Annotated in this window: 15 protein-coding genes and 1 tRNA gene; 5 read left to right on the top strand and 11 right to left on the bottom strand. The window is 54.5% G+C overall.

What is annotated here, in order from left to right:
- Positions 1–13: 13 nt before the first annotated feature.
- Positions 14–5485 (bottom strand): acyl-CoA dehydratase activase-related protein, encoded by a 5472-nt coding sequence (locus tag RAM15_RS02090; protein ID WP_306221855.1) that lies wholly within the window; start codon positions 5483–5485, stop codon positions 14–16.
- Between the two features lie 509 nt (positions 5486–5994).
- On the opposite strand from RAM15_RS02090, the gene xseA reads away from it, so the two are divergent.
- Entirely contained in the window at positions 5995–7269 is a 1275-nt protein-coding gene (gene xseA, locus RAM15_RS02085) for an exodeoxyribonuclease VII large subunit (protein WP_306222226.1), read from the top strand.
- 72 nt (positions 7270–7341) lie between these two features.
- On the top strand, positions 7342–7653 hold the full coding sequence (locus RAM15_RS02080) for an exodeoxyribonuclease VII small subunit (RefSeq protein ID WP_045924047.1): 312 nt from the start codon (positions 7342–7344) through the stop codon (positions 7651–7653).
- 7 nt (positions 7654–7660) lie between these two features.
- Here the strand turns inward: RAM15_RS02080 and RAM15_RS02075 are convergent, their stop codons facing one another.
- Positions 7661–8686 carry an endonuclease/exonuclease/phosphatase family protein gene (locus RAM15_RS02075; RefSeq protein WP_306221854.1) on the bottom strand — a complete coding sequence of 342 codons (1026 nt, stop codon included), beginning with the start codon at positions 8684–8686 and terminating at the stop codon, positions 7661–7663.
- A 167-nt stretch (positions 8687–8853) separates the two neighbouring features.
- Between RAM15_RS02075 and RAM15_RS02070 the strand changes: the two genes are divergently transcribed.
- A tRNA-Arg gene (locus RAM15_RS02070) sits at positions 8854–8926 on the top strand.
- A 1305-nt stretch (positions 8927–10231) separates the two neighbouring features.
- Here RAM15_RS02070 and RAM15_RS02065 read toward each other — a convergent pair.
- The 5 genes from RAM15_RS02065 to RAM15_RS02045 all read right to left on the bottom strand — a co-directional run bounded on the left by RAM15_RS02065 (position 10232) and on the right by RAM15_RS02045 (position 18597).
- Positions 10232–12154, bottom strand: a complete 1923-nt coding sequence (locus RAM15_RS02065) for an AAA family ATPase (RefSeq protein ID WP_306221853.1) — start codon at positions 12152–12154, stop codon at positions 10232–10234.
- A 549-nt stretch (positions 12155–12703) separates the two neighbouring features.
- Entirely contained in the window at positions 12704–14026 is a 1323-nt protein-coding gene (locus tag RAM15_RS02060) for a hypothetical protein (protein ID WP_306221852.1), read from the bottom strand.
- 1309 nt (positions 14027–15335) lie between these two features.
- Entirely contained in the window at positions 15336–16691 is a 1356-nt protein-coding gene (locus tag RAM15_RS02055) for an ABC transporter substrate-binding protein (protein WP_306221851.1), read from the bottom strand.
- Positions 16692–16795: 104 nt separating this feature from the next.
- Entirely contained in the window at positions 16796–17764 is a 969-nt protein-coding gene (locus tag RAM15_RS02050) for a carbohydrate ABC transporter permease (RefSeq protein ID WP_306221850.1), read from the bottom strand.
- Positions 17761–18597, bottom strand: a complete 837-nt coding sequence (locus RAM15_RS02045; RefSeq protein ID WP_306222225.1) for a carbohydrate ABC transporter permease — start codon at positions 18595–18597, stop codon at positions 17761–17763. The genes RAM15_RS02050 and RAM15_RS02045 overlap by 4 nt, the downstream gene beginning before the upstream one ends.
- Before the next feature lie 329 nt (positions 18598–18926).
- Here RAM15_RS02045 and RAM15_RS02040 point away from each other — a divergent pair, with 329 nt between their 5' ends.
- Positions 18927–19949, top strand: a complete 1023-nt coding sequence (locus tag RAM15_RS02040; RefSeq protein WP_306221849.1) for a LacI family DNA-binding transcriptional regulator — start codon at positions 18927–18929, stop codon at positions 19947–19949.
- Between the two features lie 87 nt (positions 19950–20036).
- Here the strand turns inward: RAM15_RS02040 and RAM15_RS02035 are convergent, their stop codons facing one another.
- The 3 genes from RAM15_RS02035 to RAM15_RS02025 all read right to left on the bottom strand — a co-directional run bounded on the left by RAM15_RS02035 (position 20037) and on the right by RAM15_RS02025 (position 24084).
- A complete protein-coding gene (locus RAM15_RS02035) occupies positions 20037–20219 on the bottom strand; it encodes a hypothetical protein (RefSeq protein ID WP_306221848.1) in 183 nt (60 codons plus the stop codon).
- Between the two features lie 334 nt (positions 20220–20553).
- Positions 20554–23502 (bottom strand): glycoside hydrolase family 3 protein, encoded by a 2949-nt coding sequence (locus tag RAM15_RS02030; RefSeq protein ID WP_306221847.1) that lies wholly within the window; start codon positions 23500–23502, stop codon positions 20554–20556.
- A gap of 123 nt (positions 23503–23625) precedes the next feature.
- Positions 23626–24084 carry a hypothetical protein gene (locus RAM15_RS02025; protein ID WP_306221846.1) on the bottom strand — a complete coding sequence of 153 codons (459 nt, stop codon included), beginning with the start codon at positions 24082–24084 and terminating at the stop codon, positions 23626–23628.
- A 185-nt stretch (positions 24085–24269) separates the two neighbouring features.
- On the opposite strand from RAM15_RS02025, the gene RAM15_RS02020 reads away from it, so the two are divergent.
- Positions 24270–24848 carry a hypothetical protein gene (locus RAM15_RS02020; RefSeq protein WP_306221845.1) on the top strand — a complete coding sequence of 193 codons (579 nt, stop codon included), beginning with the start codon at positions 24270–24272 and terminating at the stop codon, positions 24846–24848.
- Positions 24849–25390: 542 nt separating this feature from the next.
- Here RAM15_RS02020 and RAM15_RS02015 read toward each other — a convergent pair.
- Positions 25391–26389: a hypothetical protein gene (locus tag RAM15_RS02015; protein ID WP_306221844.1), complete on the bottom strand. Its 999-nt coding sequence runs from the start codon at positions 26387–26389 to the stop codon at positions 25391–25393.
- Positions 26390–26513: the final 124 nt, after the last annotated feature.

Raw genomic sequence — 26513 nt, 5'->3', positions numbered from 1 at the left:
CTCGGCCTGGCGGCTACAGGCTCTCCAGAACCTTCTCCTCGTCCTGGACGGGTGCTGCCTGCCCAGCATCCCGACCGGTCGATCCAGATGCCTGGGATTCGACGTTGGCCCTGTGGTCCTGGCTGAGCTTTTGCTGGCCGCCCGGCTTCTTGGCGGCGGCGATCATCAGCTTGATCCTGTTGAGCTGGTTGGCCTCCGATGCGCCGGGATCGTAGTCGATGGAGACGATGTTGGCCTCAGGGTAGGTCCTGCGGATCTTGCCGAACATGCCGCGTCCTGTCACATGGTTGGGCAGGCAGGCGAAGGGCTGCGCACAGACGATGTTTGGGGCGCCGGACTGGATCAGCTCGATGATCTCGCCGGTCAGAAGCCAGCCCTCTCCCGCCTGAACGCCCAGGGAGGTGACCGAAGCGGCCTTATCCCTCAGGTCGGTGATATGAGCGGGAATGTCGAACTTCCCATGGGAGGCCTTGAAGCCGGCGATCATGGGGGCACGGTAGGCATCCGCCGCCTTGAGGACGATCTTCTTGACACCTACTGGTCCGCCTGTGCCCAGCATCTCCTCGTTCCATTCAGCATTGGAGATGCCGTTGACCATGAAGTCGCAGACACCGGGGAGTACAGCCTCGCAGCCCTGGCTTTCGATCAGGTCGACCACGTGGTTGTTGGCATCAGGATGGTACTTGACCAGGATCTCTCCGACTACACCCACTCGAGGCTTGCGGGGGATATTGCGCAGGGGCAGCTGGTCAAAGGCCCGGATCATCCGCTTCATCAGCGTGCGGTAAGGCAGATATCCATGGCCGTAGACCTTCTTGGCGGTCTTGGAGTACCCGTGGTGTTCGATGGTCTCCTTGCAGATCGTGTCCCAAAGCTTGTAGAGCCTGTTGGCCGAGCCGGGCTTCTGCTCGTAGGGGCGGACCCTGAGCAGGCACTCAATCATGGCATCGCCCAGGTAGAAGGCCTTGACCGCGCGGTGCAGCAGGGCCGGGGTTACCTGAAGGCCCGGATTGGCCTTGAACCCCTGCACGCTCAGCGTGATGATCGGCACGTAGCCGTAGCCCGCATCAGCCAGGGCCTTGCGCAGGAGGCCATAGTAGTTGGTGGCCCTGCACATGCCACCGGTCTGGGTAACAATGACCGCGCACTTGTGTGGGTCGAACCTGCCGGACAGGAAGGCGTTGACCAGCTGCCCCACCACGATGATGGCCGGGAAGCAGGCATCATTGTTGACATACTTGACACCGGTGTTGATGTCTTCGGCCGTGGCATGCTTCAGGAGCTCGAAGTGGTAGTCGGCGCTGGAGAAGACCGCCTCCAGGAGGGAGAAGTGCACAGGCGACATCTGCGGCGCCACCACTGTGAATTTGTGACCCATCTCCTTGGTGAAGCGATGCTCAGTGGCGTACTTGGACAGGGTCGGTTTGGCGGCGGCCCCGCTGGGCTGAGCAGCTTGGCCGTGTTCGGCCGGAGGCTCTGCCGACTTGGTTTCGACTTCCTGATCCTTCTGCCGCGAGGCTATGGTCTCCCGAATGGGCCGGATGCCCATAGGGTGAAGACCTATCAGACCCTGATCACTCTTGTCGTGCAGAGCCACAAACCGCGCCAGAGCCACAATGTCGGACTTGCGCTGGGACAGGCTGATCTTCTGCGCGTTGGTGGACCGGAACCCATCGGATGCCGGCTTGTCAGACGCATTCGCATCCACTGCTTCAATGCGGTCTGCAGACTCTTGAGAACCCTGAGAATCAGATGATTCCTCCGCCTGAACCAGGTCAGGCAACGGATCAGCATCCTTGACCGCGACCTTGGCAGGCGCCTGCTCCTTGACGGGGGCTTCCTTCTGGCCTTCGCCATTCTCTTGGGCCACATCCCGTTGATGGCGTTCATCCATGGCGGCCTTCAGCGAGCGCAGACGGATCTTGGCTGCACCCAGGTTGGAGACCTCGTCGATCTTCAGCTGCGTATAGACATCGCCCTTGTCGGCCAGAATCTCCTGAACCTGGTCAGTGGTGATGGCATCCACGCCGCACCCAAAACTGACCAGCTGGACCAGCTGCAGGTCGGGATACTCGGAGACAAACCTGGCTGCGGAATAGAGCCTGGAATGGTAGGCCCACTGGTCGGTCACCCTCAAGGGCATCTTCTGATGGTCGTCGCCGAAGCTCGGCACGGTCTTGCGGAACTTGGCGGCCGTGGGGTTGTTGGAGGCCAGGGCCCGCTCCCCCGCCGCCGGGATGATATAGTCGCTCAGCTTGGGCAGTTTATGCACGTCCAGCTCGCATATGGAGTCCTCGGAGAGCACGGCCATGCCCAGGGAGCAGATGGTCTCGGGAATGCCGTGGTTGACCTCGGGATCCACATGGTAGGGACGGCCCGACAGAACCACGCCCTTGACTCCATACTCCTGCATGTAGGCCAGGGCACGGAGCCCCTCCTGGCGGACGTCCTCCTTGAAGCGGGCATCCTCACGGTAGGCCTCCTGGACGGCCGTCCTGGCCTCATCCTCGCTCACCTTGGCCCAGTCGAAGACCTTGACGATCCGCTCGACCATCTTCTCCTTGTTGGAGAGGTTGAAGTAGGGCCGCATGAAGCGGACGCCGTTCTCCTTGAGCTCGGCCATATTGGCCTCGATCACCACCGGGTAGTTGGCCACGATGGGGCAGTTGTAATGGTTGTCCGTATCGGGAACCAGCTCCTGCTCATAGGTGACGCAGGGATAGAAGATGGTCTTGATGCCCTTGTCGACCAGGGAGTGTATGTGCCCATGGACCAGCTTGGCCGGGTAGCAGATGTTCTCGGAGGCGATGGACTCCATCCCGCTCTCGAAGAGCTCGTGGTTGGACCGCCCGGAGATCATGACCCGGAAGCCCAGGGAGGTCAGCAGGGTGAACCAGAAGGGGTAGTCCTCGTACATGTTGAGCACGCGAGGAATGCCGATGTCGCCCCTGGTGGCCTTGTCCGGGGTCAGACGACGGTAGGCGAAGGCCCGCTTGTACTTGAAGTCGTAGAGGTTGGGCCTGTCGGAGCGCTTCCTGTTCTTGTCGCCGCCACGTTCGCAGCGATTCCCGGTCACGTAGCGGCCGCCGTCCTCGAATTCGGTGATGGTCAGCTTGCAGTGGTTCTGGCAGAGCTTGCAGACATCGTGGGTGGTGGTCATGGAGAGGTTGTCCAGATCGTCCCCTGCCAGGATGGAGCTGACCACATGGCCGTCCTGCACCTTCAGGTCAGGCAGGGTCGCCTTAAACCCCTGGTCGTTCTTGGAGGCAATCTTGTTGACGGCGGCCGGTGACGACTTTGGCTTGGTGGAAGTCGGAGCCTTATTGGGGGTGGTGGGTGTACTGCCCACGGACTTCACCCCGTTGGCCATGTGGGAGCCGGCAGCGGTCAGATCCTCGACCTCATCATTCTGCGGGCAGTGCATGCGGGCCGTCAGTGCAGCACCATAGGCTCCCATGAGCCCGGCGATGTTGGGCCTGGTCACCTTGCGACCAGTCAGGAGCTCAAAGGCCCGCAGGACGGCATCGTTGAGGAAGGTGCCTCCCTGGACCACGACCACAGGCCCCAGGGCGTTGGCATCGCGCAGCTTGATGACCTTGTAAAGGGCGTTTCTGACCACCGAGTAGCAGAGCCCGGCGGCGATATCCTCCGGGGAGGCGCCCTCCTTCTGAGCCTGCTTGACCGAGGAGTTCATGAAGACCGTGCAGCGTGAACCCAGATCGGTCGGGGCTTCGGAAGCCAACGCCTGCTTGGTGAACTCCTGGATGCTGATGCCCATGGACTGGGCGAAGGTCTGCAGGAAGGACCCGCAGCCGGCCGAGCAGGCCTCGTTGACGCAGATGGAATCGATGACCCCGTCGTTGACGGCGATGTACTTCATGTCCTGCCCGCCAATGTCGATGACCGAGGTGACCCCGGGGCTGATCTCCTCGGCTGCCCGGTAGTGGGCCATGGTCTCGACCACGCCCTCGTCGACATGCAGGCCGGCCTTGACCAGGCCCTCACCATAGCCGGTAGCGCAGGCACGGGCGATGTAGGCCCCCTCCGGCAGGGACTTCCTGACCTCCTTGACGATGTTGGCGGCGGCAATCAGCGGGCTGTCCTTATGCACCCCGTAGGTGGACCAGACGATGGTCTTGTCGTCGTTAATCAGCACGGCCTTGATGGTGGTGCTGCCCGCATCGATGCCCAGGAAGTGCGGCCCCTTGGCTCCTGACAGGTCTCCGGTGGGGATGACCTGGGCCCCATGCCGGTCGTTGAACTCACTGCGCTCCTCCTCGTTCAGGAAGAGCGGGCGGATCGTTCTGGCCGTGGAGGGCATGTTCTCCAGGCCCTTCAGGGCGGAAAGGACGCCATCCAAGGAAGTCAGGTCAAAGTTCATGTCTTGATTGTGGCTGGCATCCTTGGCGGTTTCGGTCGCGGGAGCCTTATGCTCACCGTCCACCAAGGTGGTGGTGCGGCCGTCCTGCATGGCATCCTGCAGAGCCATCTTGTCCAGGTTCGAGGCCTTCTCGGACCGTGCCTTGTCGACCTCCGCCTGATCCAGCCCCCAGGCCGGGCCGAAGGGGTCGTTCACATCGGTCTCTGGCGAATAGTCGGTCTTGACCTGCACAGCGCTGTCCTGGTCGTCCTGCTCGCGGCGGCCAGCCATGATGGCAGCGCCGTAGGCCACATAGAGGTGTGCGTTCTCAGGGATGATGTAACGGCTGACTCTGTCCTGAAGGATCCGCTTGAAGGCTTCCCTGAGCTCGCTCATGAAGAAGAGGGGCCCGCCCAAAAAGATCACGTTGCCACGAATGGGACGTCCGCAGGCCAGACCGGAAATGGTCTGTGTGGCCACGGCATTGAAGATGGATGCAGCCAGATCCTCCTTGGCGGCTCCGTCGTTGATCAGGGGCTGGAGGTCGGACTTGGCAAAGACCCCGCAGCGCGAGGCGATAGGATAAATGGTCTTGTACTTGGCGGCCATATCGTTCAGGCCTGAAGCATCGGTGTTGAGCAGGGTGGCCATCTGATCGATGAAGGCTCCGGTCCCGCCTGCGCAGGACCCGTTCATCCGCTGTTCTGGCGTGGGCTTCAGATAGGTGATCTTGGCATCCTCGCCGCCCAGCTCGATGATCACGTCCCCCTCGGGGTAGGTGGCGTTGATGGCCTCGGTCTCGGCAATGACCTCCTGGGCGAACTCGGCCTGCAGCTGGCTGGCCAGTTCCAGCCCGCCCGAACCGGTGATCACCAGGCTGATGGGATTGCCGGCCAGACCGACCCGTGACAGGGAAAGCTTGATGTCGGTGACCAGCTCGGCCACACACTGCCGCACATTGGCGTGATGGCGGCGATAGTCGCTGAACAGCGCCTGATCCAGCCTGTCACCTGCGCCCAGGACCACGGCCTTGACTGTGGTGGAACCGATGTCCAGACCCACACGCAGGAGATCCCGCGGTCCTGTGCCCTTATATCGACCCGCTATGTCGACGCCATCAGACATGAAACTACCTCAATCCGTGAGACCGCCGCATGATGGGTCCAAAAAGCAGACACCACATCATATCCGGCTTACCCTATTTATGCTACCGCCAGAGCGTGAATAACTTTTGCAATATCAGGGAATCAAGACTGTCTCCTTTGACACAGCCGCCAGCAGAACCACCACCGATACAGGCAAGCCACAGACTGGGACAGGTGCATCAAGGCCTTGGTTGCAACCCTCGTCCTCCACGCTTTCGCCTCAATGACAGCCTGCCCGCAAATGGAAGAAAAGCCGCTGTGCCCTTGGCGAAATCGGCTCAGGAGCAGTCGACAGTAGGCCTGCGAAGGACTTACAGGGAATAGGGAATTGTCCCCGTATTGAGAGACCCTGAGAGAACGTTTCCTTCACCGACCAGCCCGCATACCATCCTGTACAGGCCGTTGCCAGATAGGTTGGTCAGACTGGCGGAACCGATGGTCAGGAGGTATCAGGTGCGAGCATACATGGGTTCGAACATGCGCGGGTCGATGGGTGCGCCGGCTGGCCCAGCACCGTCAGGACTGGCTCCCAAACCATTGGATCAGCTGCCCCGCCTGGCACGTGACACCACCGAGGAAGACCCTTGGCCGGTCAGCGTGCTCAGCCAGAAGTACCACGACGCCGTGGCCCGTTGGCCCGGAGCCTGGGTGGAGGGTCAGATCGTGGAGATCAACACCCGCCGGACCGGTTCGGCATATCTGACCCTGCGTGACAACTTCGAGGACATCTCCATCAATGTCATGGGCTTCCGGGCCTTCGCCACCCAGGCCAGGGAATTTCGTCAGGGCGACCGCGTGGTGGTGCACGGGCGACCCGACCTGTGGATCAAACAGACCCGTCTGAGCTTTATGGCCGACCGGATCAAGCGCGTAGGCACCGGTGACCTGAAGGAGCAGATTGACCAGCTCAGGCGCAAGCTCAAGGGCGAGGGCCTCTTCGATGCGGAAAACAAGGTTCCCCTGCCCGAATTCCCCCGGCGCATCGGCCTGATCTGCGCGCCCAAGGCCAGAGCCGAGGGGGATGTGATCACCAACGCCCGCCTGCGTTGGCCCACCATCGAATTCTCCGTGGTACACGCCCACGTCCAGGGCCCCCAGTGCCCGCCCGAAGTGGTCGAAGCCATCCAGAAGCTGGATGCTGATCCGGCTGTGGATGTGATCATCGTGGCCAGGGGCGGCGGCAGCTTCGAGGATCTGCTGGGCTTCTCGGACGAGTCCGTGGTCCGCGCCACGGCAGCCTGTGTCACTCCCATCGTCTCGGCCATAGGCCACGAGGACGACTGGACCTTGATTGACCTGGCCGCAGATCTGCGTGCCTCCACCCCCACTGACGCCGCCAAGCGGGTGGTGCCCGACCTGGTCGAGCAGGAGGGCATCATCCAAGAGGCCAGGATGCGCATAAACGCGCGCATCCAAAATATGGTCGAGGGCGAGACACGGCTGATTGAGGGATACGCCAACCGCCCCAGCCTGACCAAGCCGCAGACCATGCTGGACAAGCCCCAGCGGCTGGTTGACGAGTCGCTGGTCCGCCTGGACATCGCCCTTCGGCGGATCGTGGACGACGCCTCCCTGACCGTGGAGAAGCTCCAGTCCTCGCTGACCGCCCTCTCTCCCCAGTCCACGCTGGATCGCGGATACGCAGTCGTGCAGACTCTGGACGGGAAGGTGGTCGTCAGCCCACAGCAGGTTCAGGCCGATCAGGATCTGACCTTGACCGTCAAAGAGGGCAGGATCGAGACCAGGGTCGTCAGCGGGCAGTGACCGATCCCACGTCGTCAGCTACATATAATCATCAGGAATTTGATAACGCACTATATAAGAAGAGGAGCATAAATGAGCGACACCGATGAGGAGCAGGGCAAGGAACAGCCGGTACTGGCCTCGGCCCTGAGCCAGAAGGAACGCGAAACCATCGCCAAACTGCCCTATGAGCAGGCCCGGGACCAGCTGATCCAGGCGGTTCAGGCGCTGGAGGCCGGCGGCCTGGATCTGGATGCCTCCATGCGTCAGTGGGAGATCGGCGAGGCTCTGGCCAAGCGGGCCCAGGAGCTGCTGGGCCAAGTGCGGGCCAAACTTGATGCTGCTCAGCAGGAGCAGGCCAGCGCCGGGGCCCAGGCTGGCACCCAGTCCAACTTGGATGCCTGAAAATCCACTACTCCACCATCACCGTGGCCAGCAGGGCCGCATGATCCGAACCCGCGATAGGTACGACCTGCAGCCGATTGGCCCTGATGTCCCGATCCACCACCACATGATCGATGGCCACCAACCTGGGCAATGGAGCTCGGTTGGCTGGCCAGGTCATGCTCATGCCATGCCCGGCCTGACGTGCTCCATCACTGAACCGCTCCCCCAGCATGTCTCGGAAAACTGCATGATCGCAGGTGGCGTTGAAGTCCCCCAAAAGCACGTATCGCGTGTGTTCGTGCTTCCGCAGTTTTCCCAGGTCGGACACGCTGCGTCGCCAGGCATTCCAACTGCCCGGTTGCGGCGAGGTGGTATGGACCGAGACGAATCTGACACTGGTCCTGCCCCTGCCGAAGTCGATGCTGGCCGCCGGCATCATGGAAGAGCGGGAACCTACGTCGTCCTTTGAGGGTGACTGCATTGGCGCGGCTGTCCAAAGACCGTTGGCGTATTCCTTCGAAGATGTGGAAAGCTGCTCGTGGGGCAGATAGCGGTCGATGCCGGCCTTGTGCAGACGGTCCACAAAATCCTCGCTGACCTCCTGCAGAGCCAGCACCTCGACCCGGTTGTCGCTGACGGTCTTGACTATCTGATCGGCATCGGCCTGACCCTTGTAGACGTTCAGCGTCATGACCCGCGCCACATCGTCGTACCGGTCGGGATGCTCAAGGGCCATGGACTGATCAAATTGCCCGCCGATCTGGGATCCTTCCTGGTAGAAGGGGTACTGCCAGTAGACATTCAGGGCCAAGGCGGCGATAAGCACCAAAGCCGTGAACCATCGTGAAGCCATCAGAGCCAGGACCAGGGCCAGTAGACTCATGAAGATGAACCAGGGCGTCAAAGCGGCCAGATCAGGCAGGTAGGGTATCGCTGACAGCCATGCCGGGCAGGCACGCGCCGCTAGGGCCAGCAAGCTGGCCAACGCCAGCAGTCTGGCCGTCCACCCAAAGACATGCTTCACCAGGAAGGACTGTCTGAATTTCGCCATGGTCTCCTCCCAAGGGATACACAGTCAGCTTGACCGTTGAGCAATTGTAAACCATGACCATATGGCGTACCGGGATAGGAGGCTAACTTTCTCCAGGAGGCACACGGTCCTAGCCTGCCCATCAGCGACCTGCCCGAGTCGCACTTCGTGGTACAGTAGTTTCCGTTGCCCCGGTAGCTCAGGGGATAGAGCACTTCTCTCCTAAAGAAGGTGTCGTGCGTTCGAATCGCATCCGGGGCACCCTGTATTTACCAACGAAGTGGGTATTCAGGATATAGCAGGGTTGCATATTTGTATATGACCGATACATCTGCACTTGAAAAAGTACTCGTAACATTTCCTGGTTCGATCACCTCGATAGGCATCTATCCGAAAGCAGCGCCATCCCTCATAAAATGCACCAGGATTAGGATGTTCAGAATAATCTCCTTAACTGGAATGACAGGGCAGTTGTGCATGCCAACGGTGCTGATAGAGATTTGAACTCTTTTACCGGTAAGCCATAGGCTCTATGACCGATTGACTAATGCAATCTAGCGATTTTAAAGCCTCACCTCCCTGAAGTGGCATCAGAGGATGATTGTATCTATTGCATTAGCAATGCCATATAGGCGTTGACTCTCTGACATGGTGGCACCTGGGAACACGAGAAGTGTATGACCTAGATTTTTTCTTCCACAGCTCTGCATATGCCAGGAATTTATCTCAAACGGCTGGCACACCCATCACCTATACGCAAAGTGATGTCCGCCTTGTAGCGAACACCGTGTCTGAACAGATAGGTTGGTTCGATGTGAACGTTAACAGCAATGGTATGGTCACTTTGCTACCCGATATGAAGGATGAACCTCGGTCGATAGCCCTCTTGCTGAAAGACGGCGGAATATTCATGATTCGCGACAGTCATCCTTGCTTTCCACCTTAAATGATGCAGGCTTAACGGTAGTTCAGAGCTATTCCAGCGGAACAGAGAGGATTTATAAAAAGACCAATCCTGCAAGTTATTTGCAGACTCAATCGAGAATGGGAAAAGTTCCGAAAAGAGCACACAATTAACCGCAATTGAGCTCATGACTTCCAGAAGACGAATACTTTTTTTGCTGCCAAGCTAACTATTGAAGCCACAGCTAGCAAGATAAAACCGACTGAACATCACTACCGATGCTTGAATATAACCCAGACTCCAAAGGCTGGATCATGCCTCACAGTCAGCCGAAAACTCTTCTCACTTCTCACCTTCTCGATTTTTGCCAAAGAGAAACTTCGCTAAGCCTAGTTATAAATACGAACGGATATAAAGAGTTCTATGAAATCAATGATAAAAAAAAAACTAAGACCACGACATGGTATCGCTCACAGTCATCAGCTACTAATTTATGCATTATCCTTCTGTATTATTTTTTCAACCAATTTTCTTTTTGGAAGACATATCCAATCCACTAAACAAATCCATTGAGATAGACTGACAGTTCTTTGAATCTTATATGCTAGTTTAATCCTACATGTTTATATTCATATATCACCATACACGAAGCACAACTATTTTCATTGTAATATTGAGTTTATTCTCTTAAATAGTTCTTCCGCATTTTGCAAAGTTTCTCGATCAGGTTGTGGAAGTTCATCACTGGCACGCAATAAAACCGCCGCAGGCGAGTAGTGGTTAAGCCTACCTTTATTTATATTATTCTTTTGGAAATAAAGTTCCACACGTTTAACTATTCTATTACCTCTCGGGAGTTCTTGTACTTTTATTTTTCTATTGTTGAGCATTCCGGCATAAGCTCTGCTAACTAAGTTTAAATAGTATTCAGGGGTAAAGATATCCTCAATGTCAGCCTCAGTTTTGTCAAGAATATCGCCTACTGACACCAAGCTACTATTGAAGATCCTACCATCCTGTCTTAATGCGTTCAATACAGATTTATCCTGTTTAGACGAATCCGTAAGCACTGCAATAGTAATATCGTTGGCGCCGTACAAATTTAACATAAATGGAATCTTAGCCAATCCACCACCTGGAGTAATAGTCCACTTTGTATCAAGTCCTTGGCCTCCACTTCTGCTAACTGCATCCGACAGATAATTTAGATAGATTAAATCTGAGGGACCTTCGACGAAAAGAACGTAAGGTCCAATAAAAAGCGTTTGTGTCAGTTGTACGCCCATTGCAGCATGCAAGGGGAATACCGATTCCTTATCTGCTTTTAAAACGTCTGATGATACGACTGTGCCAGTATTGTCTGCGTCAATGACTGTTCTAACCTGATTGAACTTGTGAGCATCTACCATGAACGGGGAATGCGTCGTGTAAATAACCTGATGGGTTGGTGCCAAACGTTCTCGTATAAACCTAAGCAAGTCTTGTTGAGCAGTGGCATGCAAGCTGAGGCCGGGTTCGTCCAACAGAAGGATCAGCGGCTGCTGTGCATTATCCTCGATGTCTGAAAAATAAGCTAGAAAAGAGAAAAACCAGATAAAACCTCTGGACCGTTCACTCAAAGGCACGGTGACTTTATGTCTCTGATTGCTAATACGAATTTGCAATAGAGGCCCTTGCTCATTTAATCGCTCTGGGCGATTAACACCTGGCAACAATTTCAAAACTACACTGAGTTCTTGATTCTGACTCCAATACTCGAAAACTTCATCAGAGAGAACATTCGATGCATTCTCAAGCTCGCGAATAATATTTTCATAATTAGCTGTTTCTGCTTTTTCTAATTCTTCCAGATCAATTCCAGCCATCCGGATTAAAGCGATTAGAGCCTTTTGGCCTCGAGTAAGATTTCCATCTTCCTTTTGTTTAATGAGATAGGGAATCGATATAAGGCCGGGCATAATGTCATAATCTTCGTAATAGACAAACTTTGGTCTCCTTTCATTAAGTATGTCAAAAGCCCGATTAGTGGCATCTAAATCCCTCCAGTTTTTAACCCGGTGAATCACGTTCTGGACACTAGGTACGTCTCCTTCTACTTTCTCTTCAAGCACACTCACTAATTCTTGTGGGGTTTTCACGCCCTGGACGGCTGATTTCACAGTATCGGAAAGATCAAGCTCTTTTAATAGATTATTTTTGACAGCCAAGGTATCAATTTTTAAGCCAAAGACAACAGATTGATCGTACCGTGTGGAACATGTCATCGTCTTACTAATGACAGTATTCGGCCCTAACTCTTTTTCTACAGCTGCTATATCTTCTTCATCTAGTTCATAAGCGAAATCCGACACTATTTGAGATCTGCCAGATTCCTTTCTTTCTCTGGTCAAATGAGTCGGATAGTCCATGACCATATCAAATTTTACATTGTTACTGATTGGACGGCTCTTGTACATGGCCTCTAGGGCAGCCGTCTTGCCGGATTCATTTTTCCCAACTAGACATGTAACATCTGTTTGAACGTCGAATGCTGTGCTATCGTCAATGCTCTTGTATTTGTGTAATTGCACCTTTGTCAATTTCATGATTCTACTTTACTGCATAAACTTCCTTAGCAGTTAACCATCACTTGCACCGTCGAATCTTCCGAGGCTTCGTAAATGCATTACTTCAAGTAACTGTCGAATTGTGTGCCCAACCCATTTCTCGATTTCCGCTAAACACATGATCCGCTATCAGTAAATCATCAATCCAAACAGTAAGAATCGCACAGGAAATATACTACTGAGGTCTAAAAGGGATCGTTAGTCGATGTTTAGAAAAACGTAAGTACAATTTGGACGTTTTATTTAAATGACCCCATTGTTTCTCAGCAGCAATATTTTTGTGATCTTTAATTTTGCGGCACTCTAGTAGTTGAATGAATGCTCATGATGTCACGTTAAGTCAAATGCAATAATATTCCAAATAAGTTAACAAGATAAGCATGTCAGCTCTCAATCAAGCAGTGGAAGGTATGCTACAAAAAATGCGTACTACCTCACACCCCTATCTCAGGGCGAATTTCTAACACATTTTATCAAAATATTTAACGGTCATCAAATAAATAGCAAATAAACGGTCCCAGATAATTTCTATACCCTTAATAATATTTGTGTAACCTTCGTAAGGTCTTTAACAGGGCCTACTGGGATTGTTAATTTACCTGTGAATACATCATCGACTCCGTCGGCCGTCGCTGTCCAATTACAGTTAATAGACTCTCTTTTAATTTCTGCGGGAACTAACAAAACTTGCGGCTCTTCATCTAGCATTTTAGTATTTATACTATCCAACGGCCTCAAATCACCAACATCGATTATAATATCAATGCCGCTATTCACTTTGACCACGTTGATCTTAGACTTATGATTAATGAAAACTGTAGGATCAAAAGTAGAACATAAAGGCTGTATTCCACTTCTCCAAAGTGATGGTGGTTCAGGTAATCCTAGGTCTACCTCATCACTGTCGAACTGATCAATCAAACTCAAACAATAATCTGAATGAATTTTTATTTTTACAGCTTTCAAGTGAACCTTCGTTGTGTTATCAACGATGAAATCAATTGGGTCGCAGTACGCTGCACCTATACGCCGACAAGCATCATCCCACTTATCAACACAATCATCTTGCCACTGCTTTATCTCCCTAGAATATTCATCTCTAGTGCGGTTTTCATAGAAAATAGAGTTATTTAGAACTGGTGAGATTGACGAGAAGCGATCAGGAAGTTTTGCCGCTTCGAGCAGTGTTTTCGTGGTATTTTCTATATACTCATCAAGGGTTCGAGATCTATCTATAGTTACTTGATTAGCTGAGCCCTTTACGCTTATGCGTAACTTCACCCGTTTTAAACGCCGTCGAGCTCTATTTATCAACATATCAAGTTCATCTGCTTTCACCTCCCTGGTCTCACCATCAGCCCTTATATAAAGTGCCCCGTTCTTTAAGCCTTCACCGTCCGCTCGGCAAGGAAAAGGGGGCTGTCCATCGTAAGGAGGATCCACAATAATTATAAGAACCTCTTTATCCTGATTGCCCTTTATTGGCACTCGCTGAATATCCCACCGCGGTCCTGACGCACCCAGAAACGGGTTGATGACACGATCGAGCTCAACCTTTTCAATTCGTTTAACACCCAAAATTGAGTTGAAATCCACACCTAGTACCATCAAAGCAGAACCTTGAAAATGCCGTTTTGCTATTTCTGGATTACGATTGGCTGAGCCAAGAATAAATTTGGCAATTTTCTGCTTATCTCTTTTAGAGGTGATATCGAACATAGAGCCTTTCAACTCTAAATAGTCGCGCTCAGCGATATCACCTTCATGAGAAACGTCACACACAAACTTTGACCAACTATCTTCGCCATTTGGGAGTTTGAAGCAATCCAACCCAGTGTCACTGGCAAGCATTAATAAGTCCTCCTGGTCCTGAAGCCAAGTCCCAGCACATCTGCTATATAACACCATAACCGAAACAACTAATGCAATTGACACAATTAGTCGCCAACAACGCCATAGCGGACGTTTCCAACAGGTAAGTCAAAGATCATATGAATAGTATTACGTGCTTTCTTCAGAAAATCCGATACAGCTGATCAGCAAGTTAAGAGATTACCTTTCTCAGTTTAAATTAGATGAGTGCGGCAGCACAAGCATCTGGAATGAATTCACGTATATCGTGTATACTAGATTGACATTAAGAGTTAAGTAATTTAACCCACGAAACGTTAAACAAATTGAAAAGTTTCAGCTACCAAAAGCGACAAAATTCTAACATTTTACAGCAGCTCAGGGCGAAGCAGCAGAGATGAACATATTCGTTATTTCTTTTGGGAAGAATGAATGGTTTTCCCAAAAGAACAAACCAACTGCTGTACTATAATCGATTAAAGTTAATTATATTGAATGTTATGCTTATAATTAGGTATTTGATTGGATTTTAAAAAGCGCACTATTTTTTACACTCAACTTTATACTGTGTATGAGCGCCAAATCCCAGTAAGTGCCATAGAAATGGCATGCATAACAGCTGGCCGGTGTAAACTAATCTTCCTTGTCTGCGAATGGGCTTTTAGGCAGATTCGGAGTCAAATTCCCCCTATCGATATGAATAATTAGATAGCTACCAAAGGATCATCACTCTAATCTATAGCCGGATTCATGGGAAAATTTTCCCACCCGCTGCAGATAGAAAAACGTCGTTCGCGCAATAAGGAAGGTATAGGTCGCGAAGTCAAAAGCACTAGCATCTATTCTATGTTCGGCAGGCATCACCAAAGAGCTCCATCTTACCCACACATCAGCCCGATCCATGAGGATCAACGATACAATCGACAGAGTTGACATCGGAGTCGAAAGCGAGTCAACTTCAAACTGATATCTTCTTACATTCTCAAACCAGCCAACTGATGTCCTTGCCAATAGTTCAAAGCAGTTTATCAAAGCAAATCAAATTACAATCATCCATTGAAATGTTGCTACTGCTACAAGTCAGATCCTTAAAAGCAGTATCTCACTGGAAACAGCAAGCCCATTTTCAGTACATCCTGTTATTGGTCGGAGGCTGCAAAAGGCTTCAGCGGTCCAAAATCTGAGGAATAGCGCAGTCCTGATACGGCAGTGGGCATGCAAGAACCGGCCAGAGAAAATCCATCTTGTTCCCTGGCCAGTATACCTTATTAAAGAATCTGCGCTACAGCGCTAAATTGATGAGAGCTACCTACTTTTTCACCGTGTAGCCCTGCTGCTTGGCGTAGTTCTGCAGATCCTTCTGCCAAGCCGCGATCCCTTGATCCAATGTGGCCGACTTAGAAGTGAAAGCGGTCATCTTGTCACCGTAGATTCCACGTGCGTAGACCTCAAAGGGCAGGAACTTGTAGCCAGGCAGAACGTTCTTGGCGGCCTGCGACAGGACCTCGTTGAACTTCTGGCCGCCGAAGTAGGCGTTATCCTTGCCGTTGGCGTCCTTCAAGCTGGTCATTGACAGGAACTCGTTGGACTTCAGCGTGTTGTTGTCAGCCGGGAAGGCGCCGCCATCGACACGGGTCTTGATGCCCTGCGCGTTGTGGCAAGCGTACTCCAGGAACTTGTACGCGGCCTTGCTCTTGGAATCGTCCTTGGTCTTGATCATAGCCAGGGAAGACCCGCCGTTCTCGGAATTCTCAGTCCCGCCCTTTTCCCAGGTCGGCATCTGCGCCACACGCCACTTGCCGGAGGCATCAGGGGCACCGGACAGCAGGTTGTAGGGCATCCAGGCGCCAGTGAGCAAGGAGGCGATTGATCCGTCGTTGAGGCCCTTGTTCCAGTCGTCCGACCATCCAGGAATCTTCGTGTTGATCAAGTCCTCGTTGATCATCTTCTGCCAGTAGTCGTCCCACTGCTTGACCTTGGGGTCACCCGTCAGATTGATGGTGACGGTCTTGCCGTCCTTGCTGGTGGCAAAGGGCTTGGCGCCGGCCTGCCAGGTCATGGAATCGAAGAACCCTGCATCGCCAGAGTCCGAAGTGATGTAGGAACCGACGGCCTTGATCTTCTTGGCTGCCTCGTAATACTCATCCCAGGTCGTGGGCACTTCGGTCACTCCGGCCTTGTCGAACACTTCCTTGTTGTAGAACAGGGCCATGGGTCCGGAATCCATAGGCAGCGCGTAGACGCCCCCATTCAAATTCACTGAATCCCAAGTGCCCGGCGTGTAGAAGCTCTTGTATCCGGAAGCGCCCATGTCAGACAGATCCTGCAGCTTGTCCTGAGTAGCATATTCGGGCAGAGCATAATACTCGATCTGTGCAAGGTCAGGGGCGCCCTTGTTGGCGGACAGGGCATTGTTCAAGGCCGTGTACTCTTTTTTGTTGGTGCCGACATTAGTGACCTTCACCTTAATGTCGGGGTTCTTGGCTTCGAAACCCTTGACTGTCCTAGGAAGGGTCGAATCCCAGGACCAGACCAAGATTTCGGTCTTCCCGTCTTTGCCCGACGCAGAAGAACCGCTGCCGGATCCACCGCAGCCGGCGAGTCCGAACGCCATGGCTACAGCACCTGTCAGGGCTATGACCTTCGTCATCTTTTCGAACCTCATTGTCCCTATCTCCTTTTCTGTTGTCCTTGGCAACAACGCATGACTACTGATATCTTTCGCTGTTCTATGGCTCTTCGCCTATAGCACGGGTTTGGTTTGTTTGGTTATTCTTTGACGGCTCCTGCGGCGAGGCCGGATTGCCAGTATTTCTGCAGGAGGAGGAAGGCGATGACCAGGGGGATGATGGTGATCAGGCTGCCGGTGATGACCAGGTTCTGGATGGCCTGCCCGCCCGCGGTGCTGGCCTGGTCCTTCCACTGGTTCAGGCCGATGGTCAGCGGGTACCAGTCCGCGTCCTTGAGCATGATCAGGGGCAGGAAGTAGTTGTTCCAGGTCGCCACGATCGTGAACAGGGCGCAGGTCACGATCCCCGGCGCCAGCAGGGGCAGGCTGATCGTGCGGAAGGTGCGCCACTCCGAGGCGCCGTCCACGCGCGCCGCCTCCAACAGCTCCCCGGGCACGGCCTGGTCCGAGAAGATCCACATCAGGTACAGGCCGAACGGGCTGATCAGGCTGGGGACGATCATCGCCCAGGGCGTGTTGGTCAGCCCCAGCTTCGCGAACAGCAGGAACTGCGGGACCGCCAGCGCGATGCCCGGCACGCTGATCGCGCCCAGCACCACCGCGAACACCGCCTTGCGGCCAGGGAACCGGAACTTGGCCAGCGCGTACCCGCCCATCACCGCCAGCAGCGTGGCGCCGCCCGCGCCCACCACCACGTACATGAGCGTGTTCGCCAGCCAGCGGGCGAAGATCCCGTCCTGGTAGGAGAACACCTCCCGGATGTTGTCCCACAAGGCGAACGAACGGCCCGGCCCCAGGCCGAACGTGCTCGTGAAATCCGCCTGCGTCTTCGTCGCGTTCACCAGCAGGTAGGCGAACGGGAACAGGCAGTACACGGCGAACACGCCGCACGCCAGCGTCAGCCACACCGACCGGCGCGGATTCGACGGGTTCGAGAACCCGCTCGACGCCGCACGACGCCGCTCAGCCCGCTCGTCCGCCGCCACGCGGCGCGCCCGCGCACGCTCCGCCGCCCGCACCCGGCGGCCCTCAGCATCCAGCACGCTCATCGCATCTGCTCCCTCATGCTCCGCAGCTGCACCGCATACGCCACCAGCATCGTCAGCGCCGCCATCACGATGGCCAGCGCAGCCGCATAATTGGACTGATTGCCCGAAAAACTCAGATTATACGCATACATGTTCGGCGTGTAATACGTCGTGATCGCATTGCCCGGCACCATGTTCTGCATCACGCTCGGCTCGTTGAACAGCTGGAACGAGCCGATGATGCTGAAAATCACCGTGATCGCCAGCGAGCCCCGCAGCTCCGGCAGCTTCACCCGGCGCACCACCTGCCACTCGCCCGCCCCGTCGATCGCCGCCGCCTCGTACAAGGAGCGCGGCACCGTCGACAGCGACGAATAGAAGATCAGCATGTTATACCCCGTGAACTCCCACGTATTGATGTTCCCGATCGCCGCCAAAAGCACCGACGGCTGCAGCACGTCCACATGCGTGCCCAGCCACGCGTTCAACGAGCCCACCAGCCCGTACTTCGCCCCGTACATGAACCCCCACACCAGGGCCGACACCACCGCCGGCACCGCATACGGCAGAAACGTCGAAATACGGAAGAACCGCATCCCATGCAGACGCAGCGAATCCAAGGCCAGGGCCATCAACGCCGACAGGCACAGCATGATCGGCACCTGCACCACCGTGAACACCACCACCCGGCGCACCGACGACCAGAACTGCCCGTCAGCCAGCAGACGACGATAATTCGCCAACCCAACAAACACCGTCCCCCCGACCATCCGATGCTGGAACAACGAAATCCACACCGCATACACCACCGGCACCACAAACACCACCACAAACACCACAGCAAACGGCCCCATAAACAACCAACCACGCCAACGAGAACTCACGTGGCCCCGGGGTGCACTGCTTGACCGGGTAGCATCGCCGCTAGCAACAGCAGCCATATCTGACCTTCTCCCTCGAAGCTCTGCAACAACACAAACAATCAAGCTCCGACCATATCGAACTGCAATGGACGTTCACCGGATGTTTTCGTTATCATAATAGCACGTATCTGCGAATCAAATATTCTCTGAATCTTTGATATAATGGTGTTTATAAAAATGGTGTCGCAAACATATTGTCTGCCACCAAGGAGCAACCGACGCTAAGGACGGCAAGCTCCCATGAGCTGGATCAGGTAGGCATGGGACGGAAGAAACAGGTATCGATACAGGACGTTGCACAGTTTGCCGAGGTATCGCCGCAAACTGTGTCGCGAGTCGTCAATGACAGCACGGCTGTGCGCCCGAACACCAGACAAAAAGTACTGAACGCCATGGAAGCCTTGGGCTACCGACCGAATTATGCCGCCAGGGCGCTGAAGCACGGCCGGTTCAACAATATTGGCATCGTCCTGTTCAACATCACCACATTTGGCAATGCGCGCATCCTGGACGGCGCTGTGGAAGCCGCATCAGAATTCGGATATGCGGCGACCGTGCACATCGTGAACCACTCATCGGAAATCACCTTGGCGGACATCGTAGAGCAAATGAAGCAGTTGCCTGTGGACGGCGTCATAGTGGTGCTTGAACAAAGAGTCGCCGATTTTGATCGTTTTAGACCCAGCAAGGAGCTTCCCGTGGTACTCATCACCGAGAAACCTTCCCCTCATTGCCCCACTATTGATGCCGACCAATACGGGTGCTCTACTTCGGCTGTCGAATACCTGCTTAAGAAAGGCCACCGCACTGTTTACCACATCTCAGGCCCCTCGACTTCACGAGCTGCGGAAAGCCGGGCCAAGGGTTGGAGAGACGTTCTTCAAGCTCATAGCATCCCAGTGCCGCCGACCTATATAGGCGACTGGGAAGCAGACAGCGGATATGAGGCAGGGCGAGCCTTGGCGCATGAAGCTGATTGCACAGCCATCTATGCAGCCAACGACCAGATGGCTTATGGAGCCGTTGAAGGCCTCAAGGATTCCGGCAAAAGAGTGCCTGAAGATGTCAGCGTGATCGGTGTCGACGATTCTCTGACCGGGACAGTCCCCAGATTGAGCCTGACCACCATGCGCATGGACTTCGAAACCATCGGGCGCGAGGCCTTCGCCAAAGTCAAGCTTCAGTGCGAGGGAGAATACGTTCCTACAAACACCAAGACGCTTATTCCGGCGAAGTTGATCCAGCGCGGATCGGTCAGCGACATCAGCCAGCGTCGGGAATAATCGAGGTAAGGTCGGCGACCCCCTCCCCTAAACCATCCCGATTCAGCATCATTGCCTTGGCCCAAGTAGATGTCAGATCACTGGTGCCTAGCCGGGCAGCAAACAGCCATGGAACGCCGGTTCGACCAACGTGATCTGGCTGCTTTCGACCGCATGCTGGCCTATTTCATCACTCTGAACTCCGATGATTCCTCCCTGGCCGGAAAAAGTCTCGCTCATGAGCGCAACCCAGGCAAGCCCCCGCAGGGTCATCGGCGCGGTAGTGGCCACTGGCATCATGTCCTTCTACGGCGTGATTGTGGAAACGGCCATGAACATCACCTTCCCGGCCCTCATGAGCCATTTCGGTATCAGGACCTCCAGCATGCAATGGATGACCACCCTCTACCTGCTGGTCGTCGTCTCCATCACCCCGCTTTCAGAAACCGCAGTGGAATTAATATCCAATGCCCGAATCATGTCGTGCAGACCAGGGAAAGCCGAGCCCCTCGGGCATCGATCCCAAACAAGCAGGCCAAGTAAGGTTAAGCCTCCGATTCTGATATCAATACTAAGGCGGGGCAGGAGCCATCATGCCCCTGCCCCGCCTTGGAGACCCGAATCGTCAGGATTCCTGCTGCCCATTCTGGTCCGTCAGGTCACCACGACCAGCGACGACCGCGTCAGCCTGCGAGCGCCGACGCAGATAGCGTCTAATGAATAGAACCTCGGCGGCAATCGCGAGTATGGCCGTGAGGACATCCACGCCGATCACCATCTTCTTCCATGCTGGCATGGCATTCGCCTTGGCTCCACCGTCGTCATAGGCGCCGCTGTTCACCACCGTGTAGAGGATGTGCTTGCTGGCTTGACGCAGATACTTCACCGAGGACGGGGACCTGGGATTGTCGACCACATTGGGGCCATTCCCATACGTCGAGAGCATGGCGTCCACTCCATTGGGCAGAGCGTTGTCTGCATTCATGAAGCCACGGCCGTCAGCCCCGAAGGAGTCCGTAAGAGCCATGCCCTTGAAACCCCATTCGTTGCGCATGATCGTGTTGATCCACCCCTGTTCTCCGGACCACTTGGTGCCTACGTAGTCCCAGCCGACCATGGTCGCGTCGGCCTTGCCTTGCTTGACGGACATCTCAAAGGGCCGCAGGTAAATCTCCCTGGCTGCCTGCTCATTGGACCAGATGCTGACCATCATCGCATTCGAATCGTAGAGGGCGAAATGCTTGATATAGGCGTATACACCCTTGGATTTGGCTCCTGCCACTGCATTGGCACCAATGACTCCGGCAAGTTCGCCATCCTCTGAGAAGTACTCAAAGTTTCGGCCGCCAATAGATGTCCTATGAGTGTTCATCGCCGGCGCATACCAGCCAACGATGCCCATCTCACGTGCCATCTTCCCCATGATCTCGCCGTACTGCCGCGCCAGGTCCGCACTCCAAGTATTGGCCAGAACCACGGCTACCGGGAATCCGAGCGAACCCTTCTTCGTGAAGTTGTTGTTGATGGCTGCAGGACCATCCGCATCCGTCGTCGCCACCTTGCCGATGGAGTCGACAGCAGCCGTCTGGAAGCCAGCCATCGAAGTGAGATCGGACATGTCCTTGACGGACATCTGATCAAGCAGCTTGTCCCAGCGGGGGTCGTCAGCCGACGCGCCGCGCAGCTGGGCCAACTTCAGATTGTTCCTAGCACCTGTGGTGGGCATGGTGTCCTGCTTGCGGCTGTAAGTGGCCCTGTCGAAGTCGGCGTTCGTATGGTACTGGTCGACATACTTCTTGGGCAGCTCCTTCAGCGCAGGGGCAGTAGTCGCCTGCTCATAGTTGGCGAAATGATCCTTGCGGGACAGGTAGTGGACGTCACCGGCAACTTCGTCGATATGATTGGTCGCCACTGTCTTGTCGCTGGGCCTGGGATTGCCCTTGCCATATACCACGTCCTTATCAACCGTATAATCCTTGTGGTCGATCACGTGGTGGGAGTCGGACTTGATGGAGATCTCGTAAGCTCCGCGCTCAAGCACATAGGCCTTGTGGCCCAGATAGTCATAGGAGGCCAGCCGTTCCTTGGGAATGGACACCTTGATGGTCTGGGACTGCTTGGGATCAAGCAGTCGGGTCTTTTTCAATGCGATCAGGTTGGCCGTAGCTTTCTCCAGACCGCCGTTGGTGTAAGGCGGGTTGGAGTAGACCTCGACCGTATCCTTGCCTGCAACTGATCCGGTATTGGTGACAGTGACGGTGAACCAGAGCGAATTGCCCTCGTCCTTGATGTCGGACATCTGCTGGCTGAAGCTGGTGTAGCTCAGTCCGTAGCCGAATGGGAACTGAACCGTGGAGTCGTAGTCGATGGCACCTTCAGAAGCGGCCGTCTCGTAATACTTGTACCCGACGTAGATGCCCTCCACGTAGTTGATGTATGACGGCTTGAGCTTGAAGGTGACGCCCTTGGCCACCGGCAGGCTGACAGCCTTGCTTTTCAGATTCTCATAGTCGGTGGCTGCGGCATTGTTCCACCACGGCGCCTTGCGCATGTCATAGAGGAAGGTGTCGGTCGTACGTCCAGACGGATTGATGCGACCGGACAGAATTTCCCCCAGGGAATCGAATCCAACATTGCCGGGAGCAGGAACCCAGAGGGCGGCACGAATCTGAGGATGATCTCTGAGGAATCCCAACTGCATGGGGTTTGATCCGTTATAGAGGAAAATGACCTTGTCGAAGTTTCTGCAGACCAGGTCGATCATGTCGCGCTCGGTACGGGAGGTCTGCAGATACGATTCACCTGATTGGAAGTCGGCATATTTGTCGGAATTGTTGCGATACTTGTCAGCAGGCAGCTGGCTCATATCCTGGGGCATGTCGTTGTAGCCCTCACCACCGACTCTGGCCAGTGTGATCACCGCAGTATCCGAGAAAGCCTTGGCCTTGGTCATGATTTCATCGGTGTAGCGGTCTGCAGTGACTTCAGGCAGCGACCAACCCTTGTTGAAGGTGCTGTTTGAGGAATCTCGCTTGCCAAGTTTGGAATACAACGCGCTCAAGTCATCATTGGTCTGGAAACCGGCCTTATGCAGACCGTCCTTGAGGGATTGGATATCATAGCTGGCATTGATGGCGCCCGACCCGGTGCCTCCGTAAACGGGATTCTCCGAGGCCCAGCCAAAGAGATTGAGCTTCTTGGTGTCGGTGAGTGGCAGAAGGCCATCATCGTTCTTCAGCAGTACGAATCCTTCTCCTGCGATGGATTTGGCCACCTTGCCAGCCTTGGCGGTGGTCGCGTCCGAAATCGTCGCCTTTCCTGCCGCATCCGAGTTCATGGACAAATTCAACAGCGTGGACATGGGCCCTGTCAGTATCATGCTGATCACAGCAACCAGGGCCACCAAGGGCACAGCTATGGCGTTGGACCGGACCAGTTTGCGGATCGGAACAGACCAAAGATGAGCGAGCGCCGCAACAATAATGGCGGCAATGACGATGAGCGCAAAGACCACCAGATACCATTTGATGGCATCTATGACTCCCACCACGTCTGACCATGCTATTTGAAGCATGCTGTTAACCTCCTCGTTGAAATGAAGCTCCCATGCGGCCGGACCAATGCAATGTCACAGCCCCAAAGCCATCAACACAGATGGCCAGGAGACTTCGAAAAGTTATGTCTGTAGAAGCCAACACTATCGGAAGCGCATACAGCCATCAATGCCCAGGCACAACCTGTCATTATGCATGCATGATCTGCGAAGGGACCGGCCGATATTGATAGAGCTGCTCATATTGAATCTCTCACTCATACCACCATCTGCCTCTCTAGGCGACGGCTGAAAACTCAGTGCCAGTGCAACGGCCACCAGGGCCACAGCCATGATGGGGAAGAGATAGACCTGCTGGTTGGACAGGTCCATGAAGGCATGGTAGATAAGCATCAACCAGAGGGAGTAGCCGGAGGATCCGCTCCCATCCAGAATCAGGGCGGGCATGGTCGGCGTGAAGAAGGCGAGGGTGATGACGGCATTCAGATTGAAATGTTTGGTCAGCGCCAGGCCTGCGATGACCTGTGCCAGCGGAAACAACCCGACGGCCAGACCCTTGAGCAGGCGCTGTGACTTCGGGTCTGCAGACGGTGGAGATCGCACGCGTCATGCTAATAACAGGCAAACATAGCCAGCATTCGACCAATGATGATACAAGTCGGCAAATATTTGTATACTTTAGATAAAGAGTTAAACCTGCTTCAGCCAATAATCGCTCTTCTAGGTTATGAAACCTAAATCTAATTAACAGTGTTGTGAAACCTCCTCCACCTACCTAAGGAGAACTGATGAAGAAGGCAAAGGCTTTTGGACAGACGGACTTTGATCCAGCAGAGGCACCTCAGGGGGATTCCCATGGACGCGTGGGACAGTTGGCGGCATTGCCAGCCCGATTCCATAGCGAAGCAAGGACGGCTGCGGCTATTTGGAAAAAACAAATAATTGCCCTGATAGCAGTATTGATGAGCGTGGCACTGTTTTCCGGCTGCCAGGGGGCGAATCAGTCAGAGCCGTCAGTGGAACAGGTCTCCGATTATTTTTCATCTTTGACAAAGTACGACGTTTCTGGTGACGGCAGCGTCAAAACCATCTCTGCAAACAAATCAGGAACCATGTATGTACTTGCACGGCGGGCCGACCTTAAGCAGGCAAAACCCGAGCAATGCAAGGTAAATGGGCAATCCATGCAGCGATCTTCTTCAAACTTGAATTATCCTGCAGGCGACGGGCAGAATTTCTTCCCATTTGCACAAATCGACATTAAAAAGGGCAACTCGCACAAGCTCTCATGCAACCAGCCAGATGGTGTCGAAATGATTGCATTGCTCGATCCTCATGTTCGAAGCCTGCCAAAGCAAGCCGCATAATTCCGGTTATTGCTTTTCCTCGCTGTTACGACACGTCGATTCCGGCTTTAATCGCTCGAGTCCTATCAGTAAGTGCCTCTATAAACAATGAATCTCTTGTCGCTGGGTCTTTCCCGATTCATGGGTCAATCAGTATGCTTCAAATAGGTTTTCTTGAATTAAGGCTTGTGGTAAAAACGAAATAGTATCTGAAGAAACCATCAAACATAAAGAATCCACGTCTACAATATTTAGACGTAAACCGAACCATATCGCATTCTCCGGCGAATGCAGCAATGAATGGCTGAAATTCTATTGTGAAAAATATACTGGCGATTCAGCACCTACGTGGCGGCGGTAGTCGTGGCCGCCACCCTGCTGGCCCATCCAGTTCCCAGGCACAGAAACAGCACCTGATCTTTCCTGGTGTCATCATTTATGTTTCCCTCCCCATACCATGAAGGGATAGCCAATCCATTTGGTCGCCCGCAAACAGAACCAGCGGGACAGGAGACCTACCAAGCAACCGTTTCTACTGGCAAATTCTTCAATTTTCGAATCAGTCAGCCAATAGGGCATGCTTCCCCGGCACGACATTGGCTAGGGGTCTGATGGTCGTGGACCCATTGATCCCAGTTAATCCCACTACCGCCGCTTTGTGGCGCCGCCGACTCATGTGCTGGTGCATATCCGCCTCCACTGCCGCCCCGCCCGTAGGACGGCCGGTAGGAGGGCGTGTAGCCGCTTCGGCCGCTGTTATTGGAGGATGCCGCCTGCTGGGCGGCCAGCTGGTCAGCCCGGCTCTTGGCTTGCACGGAGGCGTTCACCTGGTCGATGGCCACCTGCAAGTCGTTCACAGCATCCCGGTAGGTCTTCGCCTCAGCCCCCTTGACCTGGCCGGCCCGGTCTATAGCCTTCTGCAAGCCGTCACGAGTCGCATTGTCAGCCACCTTACCATCCGAATCATCCAGCAGCCTGGCCGCCTCATCCTTCTTCGCATTCAAGGCCGCCTTCGCATCATCCAGGACCTTCGCATCCCGGGAAGCCAAAACCGCCCTGGCATCCCTGCCCACAGCAGCATATGCGCCGCTCTCCTGGCGGGCCTTGCCGACGACAGCGTTCAAAGCATCCGTGGACATGGAAGCCTTGCATTGCACAGTCTGCGGCCTGAGCCCACCGGCTGCCTTCACGCTGCTGGCCAAGGCCCTGACGGCCTGAGCTTCCTTGACCTGATTCTCCCTCACTCCGGATGCTTCGCGGTAAACGGCTATCCGGGCCGGGCCGGTCTTTCCCTGCAGGACTTTGACAGCCCGGCTGCAGGAGTCCAGCGCCGCATCATGCCGGCGGGACTCAAGCACGCGCCAACCCACAAGACCAGCCACAGCCGCAATGACCACCACGACAGCGACAATCACCGGGACTAGCCACTTCGAACGATGCCCCCCACCCGAAGAGTCTCCCCCAACCTCAGGCACAATCGCCGGCAGGTCCGAGGACTCGCCTTCTACAGGATCAGATACGCTCTGCAGACCCGTGTTCCCATCCTCTCCTTGATCCGCCATAAACACTCCTTCTTGCCCTCAACCCCTACCTCGTTTCAGAATCTGTAAATCATGATTTCTGCCGATCATATGAATGCAGGATGGCTGATCAGTCTGTCCATCACGCACGTAAGAAATAGGCCAC

The organism is Bifidobacterium asteroides (assembly GCF_030758775.1).
In the GTDB taxonomy this organism is placed as follows: domain Bacteria; phylum Actinomycetota; class Actinomycetes; order Actinomycetales; family Bifidobacteriaceae; genus Bombiscardovia; species Bombiscardovia kimbladii.
Note: the sequence above shows the minus strand (reverse complement) of the source record. Positions and strands in the feature narration are given on the sequence as shown.

Excerpts from the sequence above, each read along its gene's own strand:
- RAM15_RS02090 (WP_306221855.1), bottom strand. The coding sequence starts at position 5,485 with ATGTCTGATGGCGTCGACATAGCGGGTCGATATAAGGGCACAGGACCG.
- xseA (WP_306222226.1), top strand. The coding sequence starts at position 5,995 with ATGGGTGCGCCGGCTGGCCCAGCACCGTCAGGACTGGCTCCCAAACCA.
- RAM15_RS02080 (WP_045924047.1), top strand. The coding sequence starts at position 7,342 with ATGAGCGACACCGATGAGGAGCAGGGCAAGGAACAGCCGGTACTGGCC.
- RAM15_RS02075 (WP_306221854.1), bottom strand. The coding sequence starts at position 8,686 with ATGGCGAAATTCAGACAGTCCTTCCTGGTGAAGCATGTCTTTGGGTGG.
- RAM15_RS02065 (WP_306221853.1), bottom strand. The coding sequence starts at position 12,154 with ATGAAATTGACAAAGGTGCAATTACACAAATACAAGAGCATTGACGAT.
- RAM15_RS02060 (WP_306221852.1), bottom strand. The coding sequence starts at position 14,026 with ATGCTTGCCAGTGACACTGGGTTGGATTGCTTCAAACTCCCAAATGGC.
- RAM15_RS02055 (WP_306221851.1), bottom strand. The coding sequence starts at position 16,691 with ATGAGGTTCGAAAAGATGACGAAGGTCATAGCCCTGACAGGTGCTGTA.
- RAM15_RS02050 (WP_306221850.1), bottom strand. The coding sequence starts at position 17,764 with ATGAGCGTGCTGGATGCTGAGGGCCGCCGGGTGCGGGCGGCGGAGCGT.
- RAM15_RS02045 (WP_306222225.1), bottom strand. The coding sequence starts at position 18,597 with ATGGGGCCGTTTGCTGTGGTGTTTGTGGTGGTGTTTGTGGTGCCGGTG.
- RAM15_RS02040 (WP_306221849.1), top strand. The coding sequence starts at position 18,927 with ATGGGACGGAAGAAACAGGTATCGATACAGGACGTTGCACAGTTTGCC.
- RAM15_RS02030 (WP_306221847.1), bottom strand. The coding sequence starts at position 23,502 with ATGCTTCAAATAGCATGGTCAGACGTGGTGGGAGTCATAGATGCCATC.
- RAM15_RS02020 (WP_306221845.1), top strand. The coding sequence starts at position 24,270 with ATGAAGAAGGCAAAGGCTTTTGGACAGACGGACTTTGATCCAGCAGAG.
- RAM15_RS02015 (WP_306221844.1), bottom strand. The coding sequence starts at position 26,389 with ATGGCGGATCAAGGAGAGGATGGGAACACGGGTCTGCAGAGCGTATCT.